This window comes from Olsenella uli, from assembly GCF_016899935.1.
GTDB classification, from domain to species: Bacteria; Actinomycetota; Coriobacteriia; order Coriobacteriales; family Atopobiaceae; genus Thermophilibacter; species Thermophilibacter uli_B.
In genome coordinates, this window is the sequence record NZ_JACJJK010000005.1 from 130,099 (window position 1) to 149,242 (window position 19,144).

Sequence of the window (19,144 nt, forward strand, 5' to 3'; positions counted from 1 at the left end):
GGCGCCACAGCGCGCGTAAGCCGAGAAAACCGTCCGTCCGGACAAGAATCCCGACCTGCGCGCTCTTCTCGGCGTACGCAAGTCGGGATTTCCGGTCCTGTTAATTGGGGACTGTCCCCAATTAACAGACGCTACTCCTCGCCGAGCGCCGCGCGACCGTAGGCGTCGGCGGCGAGCATGGCGGCGGCGACCTTCTCGGGTGTGACCTCGAACGGCATGTTGCCCAGGGTGTCGCTCGGCGCGCAGGCCAGGCGCGCCACCTCGAGCACGCGCTCGTAGCTCGCGTCCTCGACGCCGAGCTGCGCGAACGTCACCGGCAGGCCGACCTCCACGCAGAAGTCGAGCACCTCGTAGAGCTCGTCGGCGTTCTCCAGCACGAGCTGCGTGAGCGTGCCAAAGGCGACCTTCTCGCCGTGGTAGTAGGCGTGGGTCTCGGGCATCGCGGTCATGCCGTTGTGGATGGCGTGCGCGCCGGCCAGTCCCGCGGACTCGAAGCCCAGACCGGAGAGCAGCGTGTTGGCCTCGATGATCTTCTCGACCGACTCGGTGCAGGCGCCGGCCTCGAGCGCGAGCTTGGCCTTGAGGCCGTCGGAGATGAGCGTCTCGTAGCAGAGGCGGGCGAGCGCCAGGGCGGCCTCGGTCACGTGGCCGCCGGCGCAGGTGGTGGCGTCGGAGCGCTTGCAGGCGCGGGCCTCGAAGTAGGTGGCCAGCGCGTCGCCCATGCCGGAGACCGTCAGGCGCACCGGACTCTTGGCGATGACGTCGGTGTCCATCAGAACGAGGTTGGGGTTCTGCTTGAAGAACTGGTACTCCTTGAACTGCCCCTCGTCGGTGTAGATGACGGAGAGCGCCGAGCACGGGGCGTCGGTCGCCGCGATCGTGGGGACGATCACCACGGGCACGTCCACGGCGGCGGCCACGGCCTTGGCGGTGTCGAAGATCTTGCCGCCGCCCACGCCCACGACCACATCAGCGCCGCACGCGCGCAGGACCTCCACGAGGCGGTCGATCTCCGCCTGGCAGCACTCGCCGTTGAACTCGTCGTAGGTGCAGGCCACGCCGGAGGCGTCCAGGCTGGCGGAGATGACCTCGCCGGAGCGGCGCCGGCCGCCTGCGGAGATCACGACGAGCGCGTGGGTGCCGTAGGCCTTCACGTACTCGCCGATGCGGGCGAGCTCGCCGGGACCCTGGACGTACTTGCTGGGGCTGATGAAGACGCGTGCCATGGTTGGTGTTCCTCTCTCTTTCTCTCATGACGAGGGCCCGCACGCGAGGCGCGGGCCCTCCAGGTCCTGACGGGTGCGGGCGGCGCCTACGCGCGGCGCGCCACGAGCAGCGGGTCGCCGATCTTGACGAGCGGGCGGCCGTCGAGCAGCGTGCCGGTGTCGCCCACGTGGTCGATCTGCGAGAACTCGTCCGGGTTGGAGATGGTGCAGCAGACCACGTCCTCGTAGCCGGCGAGCTTGATGGAGTCGTCGTTGAAGGTCATGATCGGCTGGCCCGCGCGGACGGTCTCGCCCTCCTCGACGAAGCGCGCGAAGCCCTTGCCGCCCATGTTGACGGTGCCGATGCCGATGTGGATGAGGACCTCCATGCCACCCTCGGCCGCGATGACGATCGAGTGGTTGGTCATCGTGGTGGCGCCGATCACGCCGTCGACGGGCGCGTAGACAACGCCGGTGTTGGTCGTGGGCAGGATGCCGTAGCCGTCGCCGAGAAGGGCCACGGGCAGGACCTCGTCCTTGACCTCCTTGAGGCTCACGAGCATGCCGGAGACCGGCGCGTACACGACGTCCGGGCGCGTGGCGAACGTGGCGGACGCCGGCGCGGCCTTGCCGTCACCGGAGAGCATCTTGCTGCGGATCTTGTCGAACAGTCCCATGTGGGCCTCCTTTTTCGAGTGCGCGCGACGGCGCGGTCCTTCTCGTCCCATGGTAGGCGAGAAGGACCGCGAGGAGGCGGCGCATTCGGCAACCGGTCCCTATGCGCTAGGACCTAGGAGTGCCCCCCCCCGAGCGGGAGATCATGGACCGCGAGGTGAGGTAGGTCACGAGGAAGTAGCCGCCGTAGAGCACCACCACAAAGCAGACCGTCCCCACGAGCGCCGTGCCGATCTGGTAGCCCGTGAGCAGCGCCACGATGTCGTTCACCACGCTGAGCGCCACCGCCGCGTGCGCCACGGCCACCACCAGCGGGAAGAGGAAGTACACGCCGATCTGGGCGAGAAGCGCGCGGTCGATCAGGCGCCGCTCGGCGCCGAGCTCGGCGAGCACCCGGTAGCGGCTCACGTTGTCCGCCGCCTCGGAGAGCTGCTGCAGAGCGAGCACCGTCGCGCAGCACACGAGCAGGGTCACGCCGATGTAGATCGCCAGGTAGGTGACAGACACGGTGGTGCCGGAGCTCTGGTCGAGAAGCCCCTGGGCGGTCACGAGGTTCCAGACCGGCCAGGCGTCGAGCGTGGAGCCCTGGCCGATGAGGTCGCCGTAGGCTTTGTTGATCGCGGCACTGGCGGCGTCCTCCGTTTGTTCACGCCCGCCGTTGTACATGAGGTCCACCACGGTCATGGAGGGCCCCAGCCCCTCGGGGACCACGTCATCGGGCACCACGAGCGCGCCGGAGACGGTGCCGCTCGCCGCCGTGTCCGAGTAGAGCAGGCTCACGACGGGGTCGTCGACGAAGTGCAGGGTCTGGCCGCAGGCCGTGACCTCGGGGTGCTGCTCGGTTATGGCCGCCCAGAAGTCGTTGATGGAGGTCATGTCGTTCCAGAGCGCGCACTCATCCGGCCCGAGCTCCAGGGTCTTCTCGCCCGCCATCTCGGCGAGGGCGTTGTACTCGGAGACGGGCACGAGCGTGAGGGACTGGTCGGTCTGCCCCTGGACGAGCGTCTGGACCGTCGCGTTGCTCGTGAAGTCCGTGGTGTCGACGAGCTCGGAGAGCGTGGGCTCCACGAGCGGCCGGCCGCTGGCGTCGAGCTGGTACTGGTTCACCTGCACGGCAGCCGAGAAGAGCTCGTCGAACTCCGGGATGTCCGCGCGCAGGCGGGCGATGGCGTCGTAGTCGTCCGCGGCGGCCGGGCCGTCGGAGCGCTGCTCGCCCAGCATCCCCGTGGGGTAGCTCACGAGCGACATGTCGTAGCGCGTGCCGGCGGCCAGGCTCTCGTTCATGCCCGTGGCCACCGAGAAGCCGGTGCACACGCCGCAGATGGCGATGAAGAGCATCGCGCAGACCAGGCTGATGGAGAGCCACGCGGTGTTGATGCGGCTGTTGAGCTGGCGCATCACGAACATGTTGAGGCCGGAGAGATAGGCGCGGGGGCTCGCCTGGAGCGCGCGCAGCAGAAAGCCGGAGATCGAGAAGAAGAAGAGCAGCGTGCCCACCGTGACCAGGCCCGTGGCCAGCGCGAAGTACGGGCCCTCCTCCATCATGCCGTGCTCGAGCAGCGTCTGGTACGCCACGCCGATCAGGGCCACCGACACCACGAAGAGCGCGACCGACAGCGGCAGGCTGCGCAGACGGACCTTCTCGCTCACCTTGTCCGCGTTGATGAGGTCGATCAGCTTGTAGCGGCTGACCGTGGACACGTTGAAGACGAGCGTCACGAGGAAGATGCCCGCGAAGCAGCCGACCGTGGAGAGCGCGGCGGAGGGCGAGAACGCAAAGACGAAGCCGGAGATCGTGGCCTCGAAGAGCCCCGCCGTCACGTACATCATGACCTGCGAGAGCGCGAGGCCCAGAAGCAGGCCCACCCCGAGCGCGACCACGCCCACCGCGAGCGTCTCGATGACGATGATCCAGGAGACGTGGCGGATGTCCATGCCCAACGTGAGGTAGACACCAAACTCGCGCTTGCGCCGCCGGATGAGGAAGCGGTTGGCGTAGACGACGAGAAACCCGAGGATGATGACAACAAAGACGGAGAGGCCGGACAGGATGTCCGTGAGCGCCTGCACGACGCGGCGCTGGTCCTCGGCCATGTTGAGGACGGCGGCTTGGTCGGTGATCGAGCCGAAGGCGTAGAACACGCACACGCCAAAGGCCAGCGTCAGGAAGAAGACCGAGAAGTCCCGGAAGGACTTGCGGACGTTGCCGAGCGCGATCTTAGCGTACATCGGCGCCCTCCCCTCCCAGGAAGGACACGACGTCCATGATCTCGTTGAAGAACTGCTTGCGCGTCTTGGACCCGCGGACGAGCTCGTTCCAGACGCGACCGTCCTTGAGGAAGAGCGCGCGGCGGGCGTAGCTCGCGGCGAAGGAGTCGTGCGTGACCATGATGATCGTGGCGCCGGCGTTGTTGAGGTCCTCGAGGCTCTCCAGCAGCAGGCGCGAGTTGCGCGAGTCGAGGGCGCCGGTGGGCTCGTCGGCCAGCACGAGCGAGGGGTCGGTCACGATGGCGCGGGCCGCGGCGACGCGCTGCTTCTGGCCGCCGGACATCTCGTGCGGGAACTTGTCGAGCACCTCCGTGACGCCCAGGCGCTGCGCGACGCCGGTCACGCGCGCGACGACCTCCTTGGGCGGCACGCGGTTGATCGTCAGCGCGAGCGCGATGTTCTCGCGCGCGGTGAGGGTGTCGAGCAGGTTGGAGTCCTGGAAGACGAAGCCCAGGCGCTCGCGGCGGAACTTCGAGAGCTGGCCGGGGCGCAGGGCGGTGATGTCCTGGCCGTCCACGTAGATGTGGCCGGAGGTGGGCCGGTCGATCGTGGAGATGCAGTTGAGCATCGTGGTCTTGCCCGAGCCGGACGGGCCCATGATGGCGATGTACTCGCCGGCGGCGACGTCGAAGGAGACGCCGTCGAGGGCGCGCGTGACGTTGTCGCGGGTGCCGTAGAGCTTCTCGACGTCCTGACAGGACAGGACGGGTCTGGTGTGAGCAGGTGCCATTGCGGTTCCTCTCAAGCGTGGCCGTTCGTACACGACCATACTCGCCCGGCGAGAGGGACGGTGCCATCGACGGGGCTTATCGCTCCCTTACGCTTTCGCAAGGTTGCGGGCGGGCGGCGAGCTCGCCCCCGCTGCGCCACCGGCTGCCCGCCCGGAGCCGATTAACGTGCAGAATCAAGCACAACTTTCTATATCCGCAGTTGAGAATAACGTACATGTTCGATTCTGTACGTTATTTCGCGGGGGCGGGGGCGGGCGCTACGCGCGGTCGGCGCTGTCGGGGAAGCCCAGATAGACCGTCGTGCCGACGCCCTGCTCGGACTCCAGCCACGCCGAGACGCCCATCTTCTCGCAGAGCTCGCGCACGAGGTAGAGCCCCATGCCGGTGGAGCGCGCGTAGCGCCGGCCGTTCTCGCCGGTGAAGCCCTTGTCAAAGACGCGGCCCACGTCGGCGGCCGGGATGCCGATGCCGTCGTCGGCGATCGCGAGCCGCGTCTCCCAGGCGTCGAGACCCGTCTCCTGGCGCTCAGCCCAGATGCGCACGCGACCCCCGCCGTCCTTCTCGCCCTGGTACTTGGCTGCGTTGACGAGAACCTGGCCGATCACGAAGGCCAGCCACTTGGGGTCAGCGCGCACCGTGTAGTCAAGGTTGCCCAGCTCGGGGGCCACGTGGGCGCCTATCAGCGTGCGGGCCTTGTGGCGCAGCGCGTCGCGCACCACGTCGGCGAGCGCGACCTGACGGATCTGGAAGTCGCGCTCCAGCGAGGTGCCGCGCGAGTAGTAGAGCGCCTGCTCCACGTAGCCCTCGATCTGGTCCAGCTCGGCGTCCATGGACTCGGTGGCCGGCGAGGGGTTGTTGCGCGCCACGAGCCGTGCGGCGGCGATCGGCGTCTTGATCTCGTGCACCCAGGTCTCCACGTACTCGCGGTACTCGCGCGAGCGGCGGCGCGCGGCGGCGATGCGGTCGCGCATGGAGCGGGACTCGCGCTCGAGCGCGTCGTAGAAGAGCTGGCCCTCCAGAAAGCCGGGGCGCTCGGTGAGCTCCGTGGCGAGGTAGGTCTCGTCGAGGGCGTCCAGCGCGTCGGCGAGCCGCCGGTAGAACGCGCGCCGGTGCAGCCAGTCCAGCACGAGCGCCACGGCTGCGGCCACCACGAGCACGCCGCAGACAAAGGCCACGGCCGCCGGGTCGAGCCCGTAGACGGTCATGACCAGCGCGCAGAACGCGAGCGCCACCGCGCCCACGACGAGCGGCACCAGCCGGTCCGCGACGTACGCCCCAAAGCCCACGCGCTTCTCGCCCTCCTACTCCACCAGGTAGCCCATGCCGCGCTTGGTCCGCACGAAGTCCTCAATGCCGATCTTGGCGAGCGTGGCGCGCAGGTGGCTCACGTTCACGGTGAGCGTGTTGTCGTCCACGAACTCGTCCGAGGCCCAGAGCTCCTCCTGGATGCGCTGGCGGGAGACCACCGCGCCGGCGTTGCGCATGAGCAGCGCCAGGATGCGCAGCTCGTTCTTGGTGAGCTCGGCCGTGCGGCCCTGGTAGCTCACGCGGCAGCGGGCCGTGTCCAGCGTGACGCCGCCGTGCGCGATCTCCGCCGACGCGGCCCCCTCGCCGTAGCTGCGCTTGAGCACGGTGGCCACGTGGGCGAGCAGGACCTGGTCGTTGTAGGGCTTGGGCACGAAGTCGTCCGCGCCAAAGGAGAGCGTGAGCAGCTCGTCCATGTCGTTGTCGCGGGAGGTCACCACGACGATGGGCACGGGGCTCGCGCGGCGCACCTCGCGGCAGACGTAGGTGCCGTCGACGCCGGGCAGGTTGAGGTCGAGCAGCACCAGGTCGGGCGCCGCAGCCAGAATCTGCGCGGCCACGTCGTCAAAGCTCGTGAGCGCCTTCGCCTCGTAGCCGTTGCGCCCGAGCAGCACGCAGAGCTCGTCGCGCAGGCGCGCGTCGTCCTCAACCACGAGCAGCCGTCGCATGTGTGCCTCCCGAGTACGCGGTCTTCTCGCCACGAGGGTAGCATACGGCTCGGGGCACATCCGGCAGTACGCGACTTCCAACGTTTTGGCCGCCGGAAACGTTGGAAGTCGCGTACCGGCAAAACCCAATACGCGATTTCACACGGAATCGAGCCTCAAAACGTTGGAAATCGCGTATCGGGACGCCAGGCGAGAAGAACGTCCGCCCGCGCGCCGGCACGTCACGGGTCCGTTACCGCCCGGCGAGCCGCCCGTCCCTCTCGTCCGCCGTCGGTCTATGATGGTCAGACTGTGTGACGAGACCGAAAGGCTCCCCATGACCATCGTCGACATGCTGCGCGCCAACGCCGAGCGCTACCCCAGCGAGGTCGCCCTCGTGGAGGTCAACCCCGAGCGGCGCGAGAACCGCCACATCACCTGGCGCGACTACGACCTGGTAGAGACCACCGACGACGAGCCGTTCCGCCGCGAGATGACGTGGTCGGTCTTTGACGAGAAGGCCAACCGCTTTGCCAACCTGCTGCTGTCCCGCGGGGTGCGCAAGGACGACAAGGTGGCCATCCTGCTCTACAACTGCATCGAGTGGCTGCCGCTCTACTTTGGCGTGCTCAAGTCCGGCGCCACGGTGGTGCCGCTGAACTTCCGCTACTCCGCCGACGAGATCGAGTACTGCCTGGACAAGGCGGACGTGGACATCCTGGTGTTTGGCCCGGAATTCATCGGGCGCGTGGAGGAGATCGTGGACCGCATCCGGCAGGGGCGGCTCCTGTTCTACGTGGGCGACGACTGCCCCACCTGGGCGGAGAGCTACCGCGAGCTGGCTTCCCTGTGCTCCTCGGCGGACCCGCGCGTGCCGCTCAGCGAGGACGAGGACGCGGCCATCTACTTCTCCTCCGGCACCACGGGTTTTCCCAAGGCGATCCTGCACCACCACCAGAGCCTCACGCAGGCGGCCGAGATGGAGCAACACCACCACGGCCAGACCCACGACGACGTGTTCCTCTGCATCCCGCCGCTCTACCACACGGGCGCGTGCATGCACTGGCTGGGCAGCCTCATGGTGGGCGGGCGCGGCGTGCTGTTGCGCGGCGTCTCCCCCAAGACCGTGCTGGAGACCGTCTCCAGCGAGCGCTGCACCATCGTGTGGCTGCTCGTGCCGTGGGCGCAGGACATCCTCGTGGCGCTCGAGGAGGGCACGGTGAGCCTCTCCAACTACCACCTGGACCAGTGGCGCCTCATGCACATCGGCGCGCAGCCGGTGCCGGAGAGCCTGATCCGCCGCTGGCGCGCGGTCTTCCCGCACCACGCCTACGACACCAACTACGGCCTCTCGGAGTCCATGGGGCCGGGCTGCGTGCACCTGGGCCTGGAGAACATCGACCACGTGGGCGCGATCGGCGTGCCCGGCTACCGCTGGCGCTGCAAGATCGTGGACGAGGCCGGCGCCGAGGTGGCGCCCGGCGAGGTCGGCGAGCTCTGCGTGCAGGGCCCCGGCGTCATGGAGTGCTACTACAAGGACCCCGAGGCCACGGCCGAGACCCTCGTGGACGGCTGGCTCCACACCGGCGACATGGCCCGTCAGGACGCCGACGGCTTCTACTGGCTCGTGGACCGCAAGAAGGACGTGGTCATCATGGGCGGCGAGAACATCTACCCCGTGGAGATCGAGGACTTCCTGATGGGCCACCCCGCGATCAAGGACGTGGCTGTGATCGGCCTTCCCGACGAGCGCCTGGGCGAGATCCCGGCCGCCGTGATCGAGCTCAAGCCGGACGCCACGCTCACCGAGGACGACGTCATGACGTTCTGCGGGCGGCTGCCGCGCTACAAGCGGCCCCGCCGAGTGATCTTTGCCCCCGTGCCCAGAAACCCCACGGGCAAGATAGAGAAGCCGGCGCTGCGCGCAAAGTACGGGGCGGACGCCCTCGTCGCGCGCGAGACGCGCCGCTAGGAAGCAGCACTGCCGAGAAGAACCTGGCAGCCGCACGTTCTTCTCGGCAGGCAAACGAGGAGAGGAGCAATATGGACAAGCACCTCATGTCCGGAAACGAGGCCATCGCCCAGGGCGCCTGGGAGGCGGGCGTGGCCGTGGGCGTGGGCTACCCCGGCACGCCGTCCACCGAGACGCTCGAGGCCCTCGTGCGCCACGAGGACGTCTACTGCGAGTGGTCGCCCAACGAGAAGGTCGCCTTTGAGGTGGGCCTCGGCGCCGCCATCGCCGGCGTGCGCTCGCTCGTCACGATGAAGCACGTGGGCGTCAACGTGGCCGCCGACCCCTTCATGGCCGCCGCGTCCACGGGCGTGAACGCCGGCCTCGTGCTCCTGGCCGCGGACGACCCGTCCTGCTACTCGTCCCAGAACGAGCAGGACTCGCGCTTCTACGCCGCCTTCGGCCGCATCCCCTGCCTCGACGTCACCGACTCGCAGGACTGCTACGAGATGACGCGCGCCGCCTTTGCGCTCTCCGAGCGCTTTGACACGCCGGTCATGCTGCACGAGACCATGCGCATCGCGCACACCCGCACGCTCGTGGCTGCGGCCGGCGCGCGCGAGGACGTGGCCCCGCGCGACTACGCGGACGACATCCCCAAGTACGTCATGATGCCGGCCAACGCCGTCAAGCGCCGCGCCGTGGTGGACGAGCGCCAGGCCGCGCTGGAGGCCTACGCGGAGACGTGCCCCTTCAACCACGTGGAGATGCGGGACGAGAAGATCGGCGTCATCTGCGCCGGCGCCGTCTACCAGCACGTCCGTGAGGCGCTGCCCGAGGCCTCCACGTTCAAGCTCGGCCTTGCCTGGCCGCTGCCCGCCCGCGCGCTCGCCGACTTCGCCGCCTCCGTGGACGCGTGCTACGTGGTGGAGGAGGCGAGCGACTACTTCTCCTCGCACGTCCGCGCCCTCGGTATCGCACTCGCCGAGCCGCCCGCCGCGCCGCTCCCTGTGGCCGGCGAGCTCAAGCCCGAGCTCATCCGCGCCGCCTTCGGCGAGGCGCTGCCTACGCACCTGGCGCCCGCCACGGACCTGCCGCCGCGCCCGCCCGCGTTCTGCCCGGGCTGCCCGCACCGACTCGTCTTCTGCGAGCTGCGCCGGCTCAAGGCCATCGTGACCGGCGACATCGGCTGCTACACGCTCGGCGCCGTCGCACCCTACGGCGCGTGCCACACGGTCATCGACATGGGTGCCTCGCTCTCCATGGCGCACGGCATGGAGCTTGCGCACGCGCCCGAGCGCGCGGGCCGTCCCGTCGTGGGCGTCATCGGCGACTCCACGTTCGCGCACTCCGGCATCACGAGCATGCTCGGCACCATCTACAACGGCGGCACCGGCACCCTCTGCATCCTGGACAACCGCACGACGGCCATGACCGGCACGCAGGGCAACCCCGTGAACGGCGTCACCCTCACGGACAGCTCGCACAAGATCGGCCCGCTGGACAACCCCACCGGCAAGGCGCTCGACCTTCTCGCCCTGTGCCGCGCGATGGGCGTGGAGGACGTGGCTGAGGTGGACGCGCAGGACCTCCAGGCCGTGCGCTCCGCGCTGCGCGCCGCGGTGGCCGCGACCGACCGCCTCTCCGTCATCGTGTTCAAGGCGCCGTGCCGCCTCATCGACCGCAGCCGCGGCAAGGAGCCCACGATTCGCAACTGCCGCGCGTGCGGCCAGTGCGTCAAGATCGGCTGTCCCGCGCTCGGGCGCGCCAAGGACGGCACGGCCGTGATCGACCCCACGCAGTGCGTCGGCTGCGACCAGTGCGTCCAGTCCTGCCCGTTCGGCTGCATCACGAAGGAGTAACCATGGCAGACACCGAGAAGAACGTGGAAAAGGGACAGTCCCTTTTCCACGGCACCAAGACCATCCTGCTCGTGGGCGTGGGCGGCCAGGGCACCATCCTCGCCGGCAAGCTGCTCGCGAGTGTGGCCGCCGGCGCGGGCCTCGACGTCAAGGTCTCCGAGATCCACGGCATGAGCCAGCGCGGCGGGTCCGTGAGCACGGTCATCCGCCTGGGCGAGCACGTGTCCACGATGGTCTGCGACGACGGCTGCGCGGACGTGATCGTGGCCTTTGAGGCGGTGGAGGCCCTGCGCGCCCAGCACTACCTCGCCGAGGGCGGCCGCATGTTCGTGAACGACGAGGAGATCACGCCCGTCTCGGTGAACATCGGCAACTTCACGATGCCCGAGCGCGTGGACGAGCGCCTGCGCGAGCTGGGCGCGCACCTGCTCGACGCCGGCGTGATCGCGCGCGGGCTGGGCTCGCCCCGTTCCACCAACGTGGTCCTCGTGGGCGCGCTCTCCACGGCGCTGCCCTTCGACGCCGAGCTCTGGCGCGACGCTGTGCGCGCCTGCGTGCCGGCCGCCACGGTGGAGGCCAACCTCGCGGCCTTCGAGGCCGGCCGCGACGCCGCGCTGCGCGGCGAGGCGCGGTAGGGGCCGCGGCGGGAGACTCTTCTCGCCCGCACACACGACGGGACCCCGGCCGCCACGGCGACCGGGGTCCTTCACGTCCTGGTGGGCCGGCGCGTCCCCCGACCACGCCGACCCGTCTGTTCGGGGGATGTAAAGAGATAGTACCCCAAACGGGGCTCGCATATCTAGCGGGAGCGGAACCGCCGGCGCACCGTCCTTCTCGCCGTCCTTCTCCCCGAGCAAAACCGACCGCCCGCGTACTTCTTGCCGATGTGCGGCGCGCGTCACGGTAGGGTAAGGAATAATCTGTTCGCTGCGATCATGTGGTGGTGATTTCCCATGGGACAGTACGTCGTGGTTGAGAACGAGGGCCGCTACTGCTTCAACCTCTGCGCCTCCAACGGGCACATCCTGATGTCGTCGATCATCTTCCCGTCCAAGGACGAGTGCCTGCACGGCATCGAGTGCGTGCGCGCCACCGCCGAGCAGGCGGAGGTCGAGGACAGCACGATCGATGCCTTCGACCGCGAGCCCACGCCCAAGTTCCGCATCTACGAGGACTTTGACGGCCACTACTTCTTCCGCTACATCACGCAGGAGGCCGGCGACATCGCGCGCTCGCACACCTACGAGCACAAGGAGTCGCTGCTGCGGCGCATCGAGCGCACGCGCGCGGAGGCCGACTCCTCGCTCGCGGCGGACGAGAACTAGCGGCATCAATCGGCACAGAGCGACCGACTCGGCACGCCCCCGGGACCTGCGCCCGGGGGCGTCTGCAAATTGGGGACAGTCCCCGATTTACAGAAAAGTTTTATGTGATTTGGGGACTGTCCCCAATTTGCAGACACACGGAGGAAGCGATGGACATGACGGGCGTGCGGCTTACGGAGCTCGTGGAGGCGGCCGGGTGCGCGGCCAAGATCGCGCCGGGCGAGCTCGCGGGCGTGCTCTCCGGCCTGCCGCGCCTGGACGCGCCGGAGCTCGTGGTGGGCTTTGACGCCTCCGACGACGCGTGCGTGTGGGACCTCGGCGACGGGCGCGGCCTCATCGCCACGACGGACTTCTTCCCGCCGATGGTGGACGACCCGTTCCTGTTTGGCCAGGTCGCGGCCACCAACGCCCTCTCGGACGTCTACGCGATGGGCGGCCGGCCGGCGCTGGCGCTGAACCTCCTGTGCTTTCCCAACTGCCTGGGCATCGAGATCGCAGGGCAGATTCTGGCCGGTGGTGCGGAGACGTGCCGGCGCGCGGGATGCGTCGTGGCGGGCGGCCACTCGATCAACGACCACGAGCCCAAGTACGGCCTCGCGGTGACGGGCTTCGTACAGCTGGACGAGCGCCTGGAGAACGGCGGCGCCCAGGTCGGGGACGCTCTCGTGCTCACCAAGGCACTCGGCACGGGCGTCCTCACCACCGCGCGCAAGGGCGGCATCCTGGACGACGCCGGGCTCGCCGTGGCCACGGACTCCATGACCACGCTCAACGAGGCGCCGATCCGCCTGGCGCGCGAGCTGGGATGCTGGCCGCACGCGGCCACCGACGTCACGGGCTTCTCGCTCATGGGGCACGCCTGCGAGATGGCGGAGGCCTCGGGCGTCACGCTTGCGCTGGACGCCACGGCCGTGCCCGTCATGGCGCACGCCTGCGAGATGGCGGCGCTCGGGCTCATCCCGGCGGGCGCCTACCGCAACCGGGACTTCTTCGGCCCGCGCGTGGAGCTAGCGGAGGCTCTGCCGCGCGACCTCGCCGACGTGCTCTTTGACCCGCAGACCTCCGGCGGCCTGCTGCTGGCGCTGCCCGAGTTGGACGCGGAGCGCCTCACGGACGCCCTGCGCGCCGAGGGCCTTCCCGCCGCCGTCATCGGCCGTGCCGTGACGCGCGGCAAGAAGAGCGTCGTCGTGGCCTGAGACGGGAGCAGCTCATCGAGGCCCATGGCCTCGCGTTCTGATGTAGTACGGAATGGCTAGAGCATCGCGGCGATCTTGGAGAACGGCGTGATCTTCTTGAGCTCGGGCTCCAGCTTGCGGCGTGCGACCTCGATGTCGTAGGCGGCCTGCGCACGCAGCCAGTAGCCGTCCGAGAGGCCGAAGAACCGACAGAGCCTGAGGTCCGTGTCTGCCGTGACCGAGCGCCGGCCCAGCACGATCTGTCCGATGCGCTGAGCGGGGATGCCCGTCTCCTTGGCCAGGCGATACTGGGAGATGCCCATGGGCTCGAGAAACTCCTCCTTGAGCAGCTCCCCCGGCGTGACGGGAGCGAGCGCGACGGCGTCCTCCGCCCGCTCAGTGGTAGTCGACGATCTCGACATCCTCGGCACCTCCCTCGGCCCATCTAAAGCAGATGCGGAACTGGTCGTTGATTCGGATGCTGTGCTGTCCCGCCCTGTCGCCCGTGAGCGCCTCCAGCCGGTCGCCCGGAGGAACACGCAAGTCAGCAAGGGTCAGCGCAACCTGCAGCTGACGCAGCTTCCTTAGTGCAACCCGCTCGAACGCCACAAAGCGAGCAACCCGAAACCCCGCAGCCAGCCTCTCCGTATCCCTGTCCGCAAACGTCCTAATCATAGTATCGTCTCACGTTACTATTGTCAATGTGTCCACAGTATAGAACATATGTTCTTATTTAGCAAACACGAGACGTTTGACGTTCGCAAGGAGGGACGAATCAACACGCACCCAGGGCTCTGTCACCCAACGGTTAATTGGTGCGCAACGCCGCGCGGAGGCGCCACAGGTGGTCGACGGGACCGGAGCCGTGGCCCAGGCCGAGCCCGGCCGAAAGCGCGCCGGTGAGGTAGGCCTTCGCGCGCGCCACCGCCTCGGGAAGCGCACGGCCCTCCGCCAGGCTGCAGGCGATGGCGCTCGAGAGCGTGCAGCCCGTGCCGTGGGTGTTTTCGGTCTCCACGCGCGGGGCGCGCAGCCACGTCACGCGCGGGGCGCCATCGTCCTCGACGGCCGGCTCCACCAGCACGTCGTTGGCGTCCGCCACGCCGTGCCCGCCCTTCACGAGCACCGCGCAGCCCAGACGCCCGGTGAGCGCCACGGCGGCCGCCTCCTGCTCGCCCTCGTTGCGCACCGGCTCGCCGAGAAGCGCCTCGGCCTCGGGGATGTTGGGCGTGACCACGCGCGCGAGCGGCAGCAGGCGCCCCACGAGTGCCGCGTCCGCGCCCTCGCCCATGAGCCGCGCGCCCGAGGTGGCCACCATCACCGGGTCCACGACCACGTTCTCGGCGTTCCAGCGCTCGAGCCGCTCGGCGATGGCCTCGGCGATCGCCGCCGACCCCACCATGCCCACCTTGACCGCGACGGGCGGGATATCCTCGAAGACCGCGTCGATCTGCTCGGCCACCATCTGCGGCGTGGCCTCCATGACGTCGCGCACGCCACAGGTGTTCTGCGCCGTGAGCGCGGTGATCGCGGTCTCGGCAAAGAGCCCGTGCGCGGCGATGGTCTTGATGTCCGCCTGGATGCCCGCGCCGCCGCTCGAGTCCGAGCCGGCGATCGCGAGCACTGCGGGAACGCTCCAGCCTCCCATGCCCATGAGACCCCCTATCTCGACCCCACGGCCGCCTCGGCAAGACCGCGCAGCTCGCGCGTCGCCGCCTCGATGTCCCCAGCGGCAAAGATGGCCGAGACCACCGCCGCCCCGTCCGTGCCCGTACCGGCGAGCGATCCCATCGTGCGCGCGTTGATGCCGCCGATGGCCGTCACCGGGATGTCCACGGCGGCGCAGATGCGCGCGAGGCCCTCAGGGGACACGGCCACGGTGTCGGGCTTGGTGGACGTTCCAAACAACGCCCCCACGCCCAGGTAGTCGGCGCCGGCCGCCTGCGCGGCGAGCGCTTCCTCCACCGTGTGGGCGGAGACCCCCACGATGGCGTCCGGCCCGAGCGCCTTGCGCGCGGCGGCGCACGCCGTGTCCGACTGTCCCACGTGAACGCCGTCCGCGCCGCTGCGCCGGGCCGCCTCAACGTCGTCGTCGATCACAAGGGGCACGCCCGCCGCGCGACAGACGGGGAGAATCTCCGCCGCCTCCGCCACGATCTGGTCCGTCGAGAGGTGCTTCTCGCGCAGCTGGACGAAGGTGGCTCCGCCGGCGACGGCCTCCCGCACGCAGTCGGCGAGCGTCCGGCCGGCGAGCCAGGCCCGGTCCGTCACCGCGTAGAGCAGCATGCCGTGCCGGATGGCCTCGGGCGAGAAGGACCCGCGGGCGACGGGGCCAACTTCCCTGTTATCGACATCCATGAGGGGTGTCTCCTTTCCTAGGCGCACGCCATTGCGCCGGACATGCGGACGGCACCGGCGGCGCCGGCGGCGCGGACGGCAAGCTCGGTGGCGTCGGTGATGCCGCCGAGGGCGAGCACAGGCACGTGGGCCGCAGCGATAACCTGCTCGAGAAACGCGACCCCGCGGCCCGGGAGCGGCTTGCACGACGGTGCGAAGACAGGGCTCGCCACAAGATAGTCGGCGCCGAGCCCCTCGGCAGCCGCCACCTCGGCCACCTCGTGCACGTTGGTGCCGACGAGGTCGAACCCCTCCGGGCGACCAGCGCGCCCGAGCGCGGGCAGCGGCAGATGCAGGCGCGACACGCCGAGCTCGCGGGCGGCGGGCACGTGGCCGTGGGCGACAAAGGCGACGCCCGCGCGCCCGCAGGCCGCCATGACCTCACGGGCGAGCGCGACGTACGCACCGTCGTCCAGGTCCTTCTCGCGCAGGATGAGCGCGTCGTAGGTGCCGGCGATCCGCGCCACCTGCTCGGGCAGCGGCCGCGCGCACCGGCGCCGGTCCGTCATGGCAACGCGCAGGAAGCCTCCGTCAAAGAGCGAGCCCATGGGCGCCCTCACACCAGAACGTGGTCGTTCATGACCGGCTCGAGCCCCATGCGGCGCATGGCCGAGCACATCTCGGCCAGGCTGCGGCTGTCGTCGATCTCAAACTGGTCGTCGCCCTCCTCGGCCTGGTGCGTGTGCTCGCCGATGCCCGTGGACACGCCGGCCGAGACCTTGGTGGCCGTGATCGTGGCCACGTGGTCGCGGAAGCGGGCGGACTCGCGCGACGAGACCGTGACGCCGGCAAAGGGCATGAACAGGCGGTAGGCGCAGATGACCTGCAGGAGCTGCGCCTCGCTCACGTGCGGCCCGTTGGGCGTGACGGCGCCGGCCGCCGGTCGCAGGCGCGGGCAGGAGAACGAGATCTCCGCGTGCGGGTAGGCGCGGCTCACGTAGTAGGCGTGCAGCGCGCAGGCGAGCGCGTCGTGGCGGAACTCCGAGAGCCCGAGCAGCGGCGCAAAGGCCACGCCGCGCATGCCGCCCCTGAGCGCGCGCTCCTGCGCCTCAAAGCGGTAGGGCATGATGCGCTTGCGGCCGCGCAGGTGGAGCTTGGCGTAGCGTGCCGGGTCGTAGGTCTCCTGGAACACGGTCACGAAGTCAGCGCCGGCCTCGTGCAGGCGCGCGTAGTCGGCCACGTTGGCGGGGTACACCTCGACGCCGACGTTCCTGAAGCGCGCGGCCGCGAGCTCGCAGGCGCGCGCGATGTAATCGATGTCGGACGTCACCGGGTCCTCGCCGGTGAGCAGCAAGATCTCCTCCTGGCCCGTGGCGGCGATGGCGTCGAGCTCGGCGATGGTCTGCCCCTCGTCCAGGCGCGCGCGGCGGATGCCGCTCTCGCAGTTGAAGCCGCAGTACACGCAGCGGTTCTCGCAGTAGTTGGCCAGGTAGAGCGGGGTGAAGAACTGGATGTTGGTGCCAAACCACCGCAGGCGCTCGGCGCGGGCCCGCCGGGCCATCTCCTCGAGGAAGGGCTCGGCCGCAGGCGAGACGAGCACGCCGAAGTCGGCGGGCTCCACCACGTCGGCGTCCAGCACGCGGCGCACGTCGACGGCGGTCACGGCATCGGGGTCGTAGGCCTCCACGGCGTCCAGCACGCGGTCGAACATGCCGTTGTCCAGGACGTCCATGTCGGGCAGGAAGGTCATGGGGTCCAGGCCGTAGTCCGTGTGGATGGCGCGCTCCAGGTCCTTCTCGCCCATCGCGGTGATGCGCCGGCAGCGCTTGCCCACGGGCACGGTCTCGGGCTCCGCGGCCCGCACGCTCTTCTCGTCCTCGCTCATCGCGCCTCCTCCCCCAGAAAGCCGGTGAGCGGGCTCGAGGCCTCGCCCGTGCCGTCGAGCACGCGCCCGGGGCCCGCGAGGAACCCGGCGCGGCCCGCGCGCACCGCCTCGCCGAAGGCCCGTGCCATGAGCGGGATGTTGCCGGCGGTGGCCACAGCGGTGTTGGCCATGACGGCGGCGGCGCCCATCTCCATGGCCTCGCATGCCTGCGACGGACGTCCGATGCCCGCGTCCACGATCACCGGCAGGTCGACCTCCTCGATGAGGATGCGGATGAAGTCGCGCGTCACCAGGCCGCGGTTGGAGCCGATGGGCGCGCCGAGCGGCATGACGGCCGCCGCGCCCGCGCTCACCAGGTCGCGCGCCACGTTGAGATCGGGGTACATGTAGGGCAGCACCGTGAAGCCCTCGCTCGCCAGCATGTCGGTGGCACGGACGGTCTCGGCGTTGTCGGGCAGGAGGTAGCGAGCGTCGCGGATGACCTCCACCTTGACGAAGTCGCCGCAGCCGAGTTCGCGCGCCAGCCGCGCGATGCGCACCGCCTCCTCAGCCGTGCGCGCGCCCGAGGTGTTGGGCAGAAGCGTCACGCCCTCGGGGATGGAGTCCAGGATGCTGTCCTGCTGGTCGGTGTTGGCGCGGCGCACGGCGAGCGTGACGATCTGCGCGTCCGCGTCCTCGACCGCAGCCTTGACCACGTCGAGCCTGAACTTGCCCGAGCCCAGGATGAAGCGGGAGGTGAACTCCTTGCCCCCGAGGGTCCAGGTGTCTGCGGTGGGCGCGACGGCGTCCGATGTGATGTGTTCCGTCATGGTGCTTCCCTTCGTTGATGGGCGCCTCGGGCGCTGGGCCCCGCAGAACAGGTCAGCCCGCGGCGCGCTTGGTTGCCAGATAACCGGGGCGTCACGAGCCCTCGAACCCCAGGATGATCCTCACGGCGAGAAGGGACTGCTGGGCGGCGCAGAGCGTGACGCGCGGCGAGAAGAGCGCCTCGCCGTCGGCCACGTCCGACGTCCCGTCGCCGCAGAGGTAGAGGCGCCTGCCCACCCGCCGGGTGACGACCTCCGCCGCCGGGCCCAGCCCCGCCATGCCGTTGCCGGAGACGAGCGTCGGCCCGTCCGGGACCGTGAGCAGCCGCTCGACGAGCAGCGCCTTGGCCTCGGGGTCGTCGAAGGCCTCGCAGACGATGTCGCACCCCCCGAAGATCCCCCGGACGTTCTCGGCCGTGACGCGGGTGCGTAGCGCCCGCACGCGCGTGCCCGCGCCGATGGCGCGAATCTGCTCGGCCAGCGCCTCGACCTTGGGCCGTCCCAGGTCGGACCGGAAGTAGTGCTGGCGGTTGAGGTTGCTCTCGTCCACCGCGTCAAAGTCGGCGACCACGAGCTCGCCCACCCCGCTGCGCGCGAGCATGACGGCGATGTTGGAGCCGAGCCCGCCCGCCCCCGCCACGCCGATGCGCGCCGCGCGCAGGCGCTCCCGCGCCTCACGCCCGATGCGCCGCTCGAGGGCATCCGGGGGCGCGACCGAGCCCTCGCGCTCCAGCCTCGCCCCGGACGGGACGTTCTTCTCGCCAGCCATCAGCCGCCCCCCACGAACCGCACGACCTCGAGCGCGTCCTCGGCCGTCAGCCGGCGAGCGTCGAACTCCGCGCGCGGCAGGATCTCCCCGTTGAGCTCGCACGCCACGCGGGCACGCTCGTATCCCATCTGCTCGAGCAGTTCGGCGACGGTCCGGCCGTCGGCCTCGGGCGCGGGCCTGCCGTTTATCCGTACCATGGCGGTCCC

Annotated in this window: 20 protein-coding genes; 5 read left to right on the forward strand and 15 right to left on the reverse strand. The window is 69.8% G+C overall.

Annotated features, from left to right (window positions below):
- Nucleotides 1-131: 131 nt before the first annotated feature.
- The 6 genes from H6A07_RS05990 to H6A07_RS06015 form a co-directional block, all read right to left on the reverse strand.
- Complete coding sequence (locus tag H6A07_RS05990) at nucleotides 132-1,226, reverse strand: glycerol dehydrogenase (RefSeq protein ID WP_204814025.1); 1,095 nt, start codon at nucleotides 1,224-1,226, stop codon at nucleotides 132-134.
- A gap of 86 nt (nucleotides 1,227-1,312) precedes the next feature.
- Nucleotides 1,313-1,882, reverse strand: coding sequence for a PTS sugar transporter subunit IIA (locus H6A07_RS05995; protein ID WP_204814026.1), 570 nt, complete (start codon nucleotides 1,880-1,882; stop codon nucleotides 1,313-1,315).
- A 106-nt stretch (nucleotides 1,883-1,988) separates the two neighbouring features.
- Nucleotides 1,989-4,109 carry an FtsX-like permease family protein gene (locus tag H6A07_RS06000; RefSeq protein WP_204814027.1) on the reverse strand — a complete coding sequence of 707 codons (2,121 nt, stop codon included), beginning with the start codon at nucleotides 4,107-4,109 and terminating at the stop codon, nucleotides 1,989-1,991.
- Complete coding sequence (locus H6A07_RS06005) at nucleotides 4,099-4,878, reverse strand: ABC transporter ATP-binding protein (protein ID WP_204814028.1); 780 nt, start codon at nucleotides 4,876-4,878, stop codon at nucleotides 4,099-4,101. The genes H6A07_RS06000 and H6A07_RS06005 overlap by 11 nt, the downstream gene beginning before the upstream one ends.
- A gap of 258 nt (nucleotides 4,879-5,136) precedes the next feature.
- Nucleotides 5,137-6,165 (reverse strand): ATP-binding protein, encoded by a 1,029-nt coding sequence (locus H6A07_RS10380; protein WP_204814029.1) that lies wholly within the window; start codon nucleotides 6,163-6,165, stop codon nucleotides 5,137-5,139.
- Between the two features lie 15 nt (nucleotides 6,166-6,180).
- Nucleotides 6,181-6,852 (reverse strand): response regulator transcription factor, encoded by a 672-nt coding sequence (locus H6A07_RS06015; RefSeq protein ID WP_204814030.1) that lies wholly within the window; start codon nucleotides 6,850-6,852, stop codon nucleotides 6,181-6,183.
- Between the two features lie 316 nt (nucleotides 6,853-7,168).
- Between H6A07_RS06015 and H6A07_RS06020 the strand changes: the two genes are divergently transcribed.
- The 5 genes from H6A07_RS06020 (at nucleotide 7,169) to selD (ending at nucleotide 13,165) form a co-directional block, all read left to right on the forward strand.
- Nucleotides 7,169-8,803: a class I adenylate-forming enzyme family protein gene (locus H6A07_RS06020; RefSeq protein WP_204814031.1), complete on the forward strand. Its 1,635-nt coding sequence runs from the start codon at nucleotides 7,169-7,171 to the stop codon at nucleotides 8,801-8,803.
- Nucleotides 8,804-8,874: 71 nt separating this feature from the next.
- A complete protein-coding gene (locus tag H6A07_RS06025; RefSeq protein WP_204814032.1) occupies nucleotides 8,875-10,644 on the forward strand; it encodes a thiamine pyrophosphate-dependent enzyme in 1,770 nt (589 codons plus the stop codon).
- A 2-nt stretch (nucleotides 10,645-10,646) separates the two neighbouring features.
- On the forward strand, nucleotides 10,647-11,279 hold the full coding sequence (locus H6A07_RS06030; protein ID WP_204814033.1) for an indolepyruvate oxidoreductase subunit beta: 633 nt from the start codon (nucleotides 10,647-10,649) through the stop codon (nucleotides 11,277-11,279).
- 318 nt (nucleotides 11,280-11,597) lie between these two features.
- Nucleotides 11,598-11,969 (forward strand): DUF1508 domain-containing protein, encoded by a 372-nt coding sequence (locus tag H6A07_RS06035; protein ID WP_204814034.1) that lies wholly within the window; start codon nucleotides 11,598-11,600, stop codon nucleotides 11,967-11,969.
- Between the two features lie 155 nt (nucleotides 11,970-12,124).
- Nucleotides 12,125-13,165, forward strand: coding sequence for a selenide, water dikinase SelD (gene selD, locus H6A07_RS06040; protein WP_275100618.1), 1,041 nt, complete (start codon nucleotides 12,125-12,127; stop codon nucleotides 13,163-13,165).
- A 56-nt stretch (nucleotides 13,166-13,221) separates the two neighbouring features.
- On the opposite strand, the gene H6A07_RS06045 is transcribed toward selD, so the two are convergent.
- The 9 genes from H6A07_RS06045 to thiS all read right to left on the reverse strand — a co-directional run bounded on the left by H6A07_RS06045 (nucleotide 13,222) and on the right by thiS (nucleotide 19,135).
- Nucleotides 13,222-13,566 (reverse strand): HigA family addiction module antitoxin, encoded by a 345-nt coding sequence (locus H6A07_RS06045; protein WP_204814036.1) that lies wholly within the window; start codon nucleotides 13,564-13,566, stop codon nucleotides 13,222-13,224.
- Complete coding sequence (locus H6A07_RS06050; RefSeq protein ID WP_204814037.1) at nucleotides 13,541-13,819, reverse strand: type II toxin-antitoxin system RelE/ParE family toxin; 279 nt, start codon at nucleotides 13,817-13,819, stop codon at nucleotides 13,541-13,543. The genes H6A07_RS06045 and H6A07_RS06050 overlap by 26 nt, the downstream gene beginning before the upstream one ends.
- Nucleotides 13,820-13,952: 133 nt before the next feature.
- Entirely contained in the window at nucleotides 13,953-14,795 is an 843-nt protein-coding gene (gene thiD, locus H6A07_RS06055) for a bifunctional hydroxymethylpyrimidine kinase/phosphomethylpyrimidine kinase (protein WP_239471107.1), read from the reverse strand.
- Nucleotides 14,796-14,803: 8 nt separating this feature from the next.
- The gene (gene thiE, locus H6A07_RS06060) at nucleotides 14,804-15,499 is read right to left on the reverse strand and encodes a thiamine phosphate synthase (RefSeq protein WP_204814038.1); all 696 of its coding nucleotides are present in this window, start codon (nucleotides 15,497-15,499) and stop codon (nucleotides 14,804-14,806) included.
- Nucleotides 15,500-15,516: 17 nt separating this feature from the next.
- The gene (locus tag H6A07_RS06065; protein WP_204814039.1) at nucleotides 15,517-16,086 is read right to left on the reverse strand and encodes a thiamine phosphate synthase; all 570 of its coding nucleotides are present in this window, start codon (nucleotides 16,084-16,086) and stop codon (nucleotides 15,517-15,519) included.
- 8 nt (nucleotides 16,087-16,094) lie between these two features.
- Entirely contained in the window at nucleotides 16,095-17,363 is a 1,269-nt protein-coding gene (gene thiH / locus H6A07_RS06070) for a 2-iminoacetate synthase ThiH (RefSeq protein WP_204814040.1), read from the reverse strand.
- The gene (locus H6A07_RS06075; RefSeq protein ID WP_204814041.1) at nucleotides 17,360-18,172 is read right to left on the reverse strand and encodes a thiazole synthase; all 813 of its coding nucleotides are present in this window, start codon (nucleotides 18,170-18,172) and stop codon (nucleotides 17,360-17,362) included. The genes thiH and H6A07_RS06075 overlap by 4 nt, the downstream gene beginning before the upstream one ends.
- 91 nt (nucleotides 18,173-18,263) lie before the next feature.
- Nucleotides 18,264-18,938, reverse strand: coding sequence for a sulfur carrier protein ThiS adenylyltransferase ThiF (thiF, locus tag H6A07_RS06080; RefSeq protein ID WP_204814042.1), 675 nt, complete (start codon nucleotides 18,936-18,938; stop codon nucleotides 18,264-18,266).
- Complete coding sequence (gene thiS, locus H6A07_RS06085) at nucleotides 18,938-19,135, reverse strand: sulfur carrier protein ThiS (RefSeq protein ID WP_204814043.1); 198 nt, start codon at nucleotides 19,133-19,135, stop codon at nucleotides 18,938-18,940. The genes thiF and thiS overlap by 1 nt, the downstream gene beginning before the upstream one ends.
- Nucleotides 19,136-19,144 lie beyond the last annotated feature (9 nt).

Excerpts from the sequence above, each read along its gene's own strand:
- H6A07_RS05990 (WP_204814025.1), bottom strand. The coding sequence starts at position 1,226 with ATGGCACGCGTCTTCATCAGCCCCAGCAAGTACGTCCAGGGTCCCGGC.
- H6A07_RS05995 (WP_204814026.1), bottom strand. The coding sequence starts at position 1,882 with ATGGGACTGTTCGACAAGATCCGCAGCAAGATGCTCTCCGGTGACGGC.
- H6A07_RS06000 (WP_204814027.1), bottom strand. The coding sequence starts at position 4,109 with ATGTACGCTAAGATCGCGCTCGGCAACGTCCGCAAGTCCTTCCGGGAC.
- H6A07_RS06005 (WP_204814028.1), bottom strand. The coding sequence starts at position 4,878 with ATGGCACCTGCTCACACCAGACCCGTCCTGTCCTGTCAGGACGTCGAG.
- H6A07_RS06015 (WP_204814030.1), bottom strand. The coding sequence starts at position 6,852 with ATGCGACGGCTGCTCGTGGTTGAGGACGACGCGCGCCTGCGCGACGAG.
- H6A07_RS06020 (WP_204814031.1), top strand. The coding sequence starts at position 7,169 with ATGACCATCGTCGACATGCTGCGCGCCAACGCCGAGCGCTACCCCAGC.
- H6A07_RS06025 (WP_204814032.1), top strand. The coding sequence starts at position 8,875 with ATGGACAAGCACCTCATGTCCGGAAACGAGGCCATCGCCCAGGGCGCC.
- H6A07_RS06030 (WP_204814033.1), top strand. The coding sequence starts at position 10,647 with ATGGCAGACACCGAGAAGAACGTGGAAAAGGGACAGTCCCTTTTCCAC.
- H6A07_RS06035 (WP_204814034.1), top strand. The coding sequence starts at position 11,598 with ATGGGACAGTACGTCGTGGTTGAGAACGAGGGCCGCTACTGCTTCAAC.
- selD (WP_275100618.1), top strand. The coding sequence starts at position 12,125 with ATGACGGGCGTGCGGCTTACGGAGCTCGTGGAGGCGGCCGGGTGCGCG.
- H6A07_RS06045 (WP_204814036.1), bottom strand. The coding sequence starts at position 13,566 with ATGTCGAGATCGTCGACTACCACTGAGCGGGCGGAGGACGCCGTCGCG.
- H6A07_RS06050 (WP_204814037.1), bottom strand. The coding sequence starts at position 13,819 with ATGATTAGGACGTTTGCGGACAGGGATACGGAGAGGCTGGCTGCGGGG.
- thiD (WP_239471107.1), bottom strand. The coding sequence starts at position 14,795 with ATGGGCATGGGAGGCTGGAGCGTTCCCGCAGTGCTCGCGATCGCCGGC.
- thiE (WP_204814038.1), bottom strand. The coding sequence starts at position 15,499 with ATGGATGTCGATAACAGGGAAGTTGGCCCCGTCGCCCGCGGGTCCTTC.
- H6A07_RS06065 (WP_204814039.1), bottom strand. The coding sequence starts at position 16,086 with ATGGGCTCGCTCTTTGACGGAGGCTTCCTGCGCGTTGCCATGACGGAC.
- thiH (WP_204814040.1), bottom strand. The coding sequence starts at position 17,363 with ATGAGCGAGGACGAGAAGAGCGTGCGGGCCGCGGAGCCCGAGACCGTG.
- H6A07_RS06075 (WP_204814041.1), bottom strand. The coding sequence starts at position 18,172 with ATGACGGAACACATCACATCGGACGCCGTCGCGCCCACCGCAGACACC.
- thiF (WP_204814042.1), bottom strand. The coding sequence starts at position 18,938 with ATGGCTGGCGAGAAGAACGTCCCGTCCGGGGCGAGGCTGGAGCGCGAG.
- thiS (WP_204814043.1), bottom strand. The coding sequence starts at position 19,135 with ATGGTACGGATAAACGGCAGGCCCGCGCCCGAGGCCGACGGCCGGACC.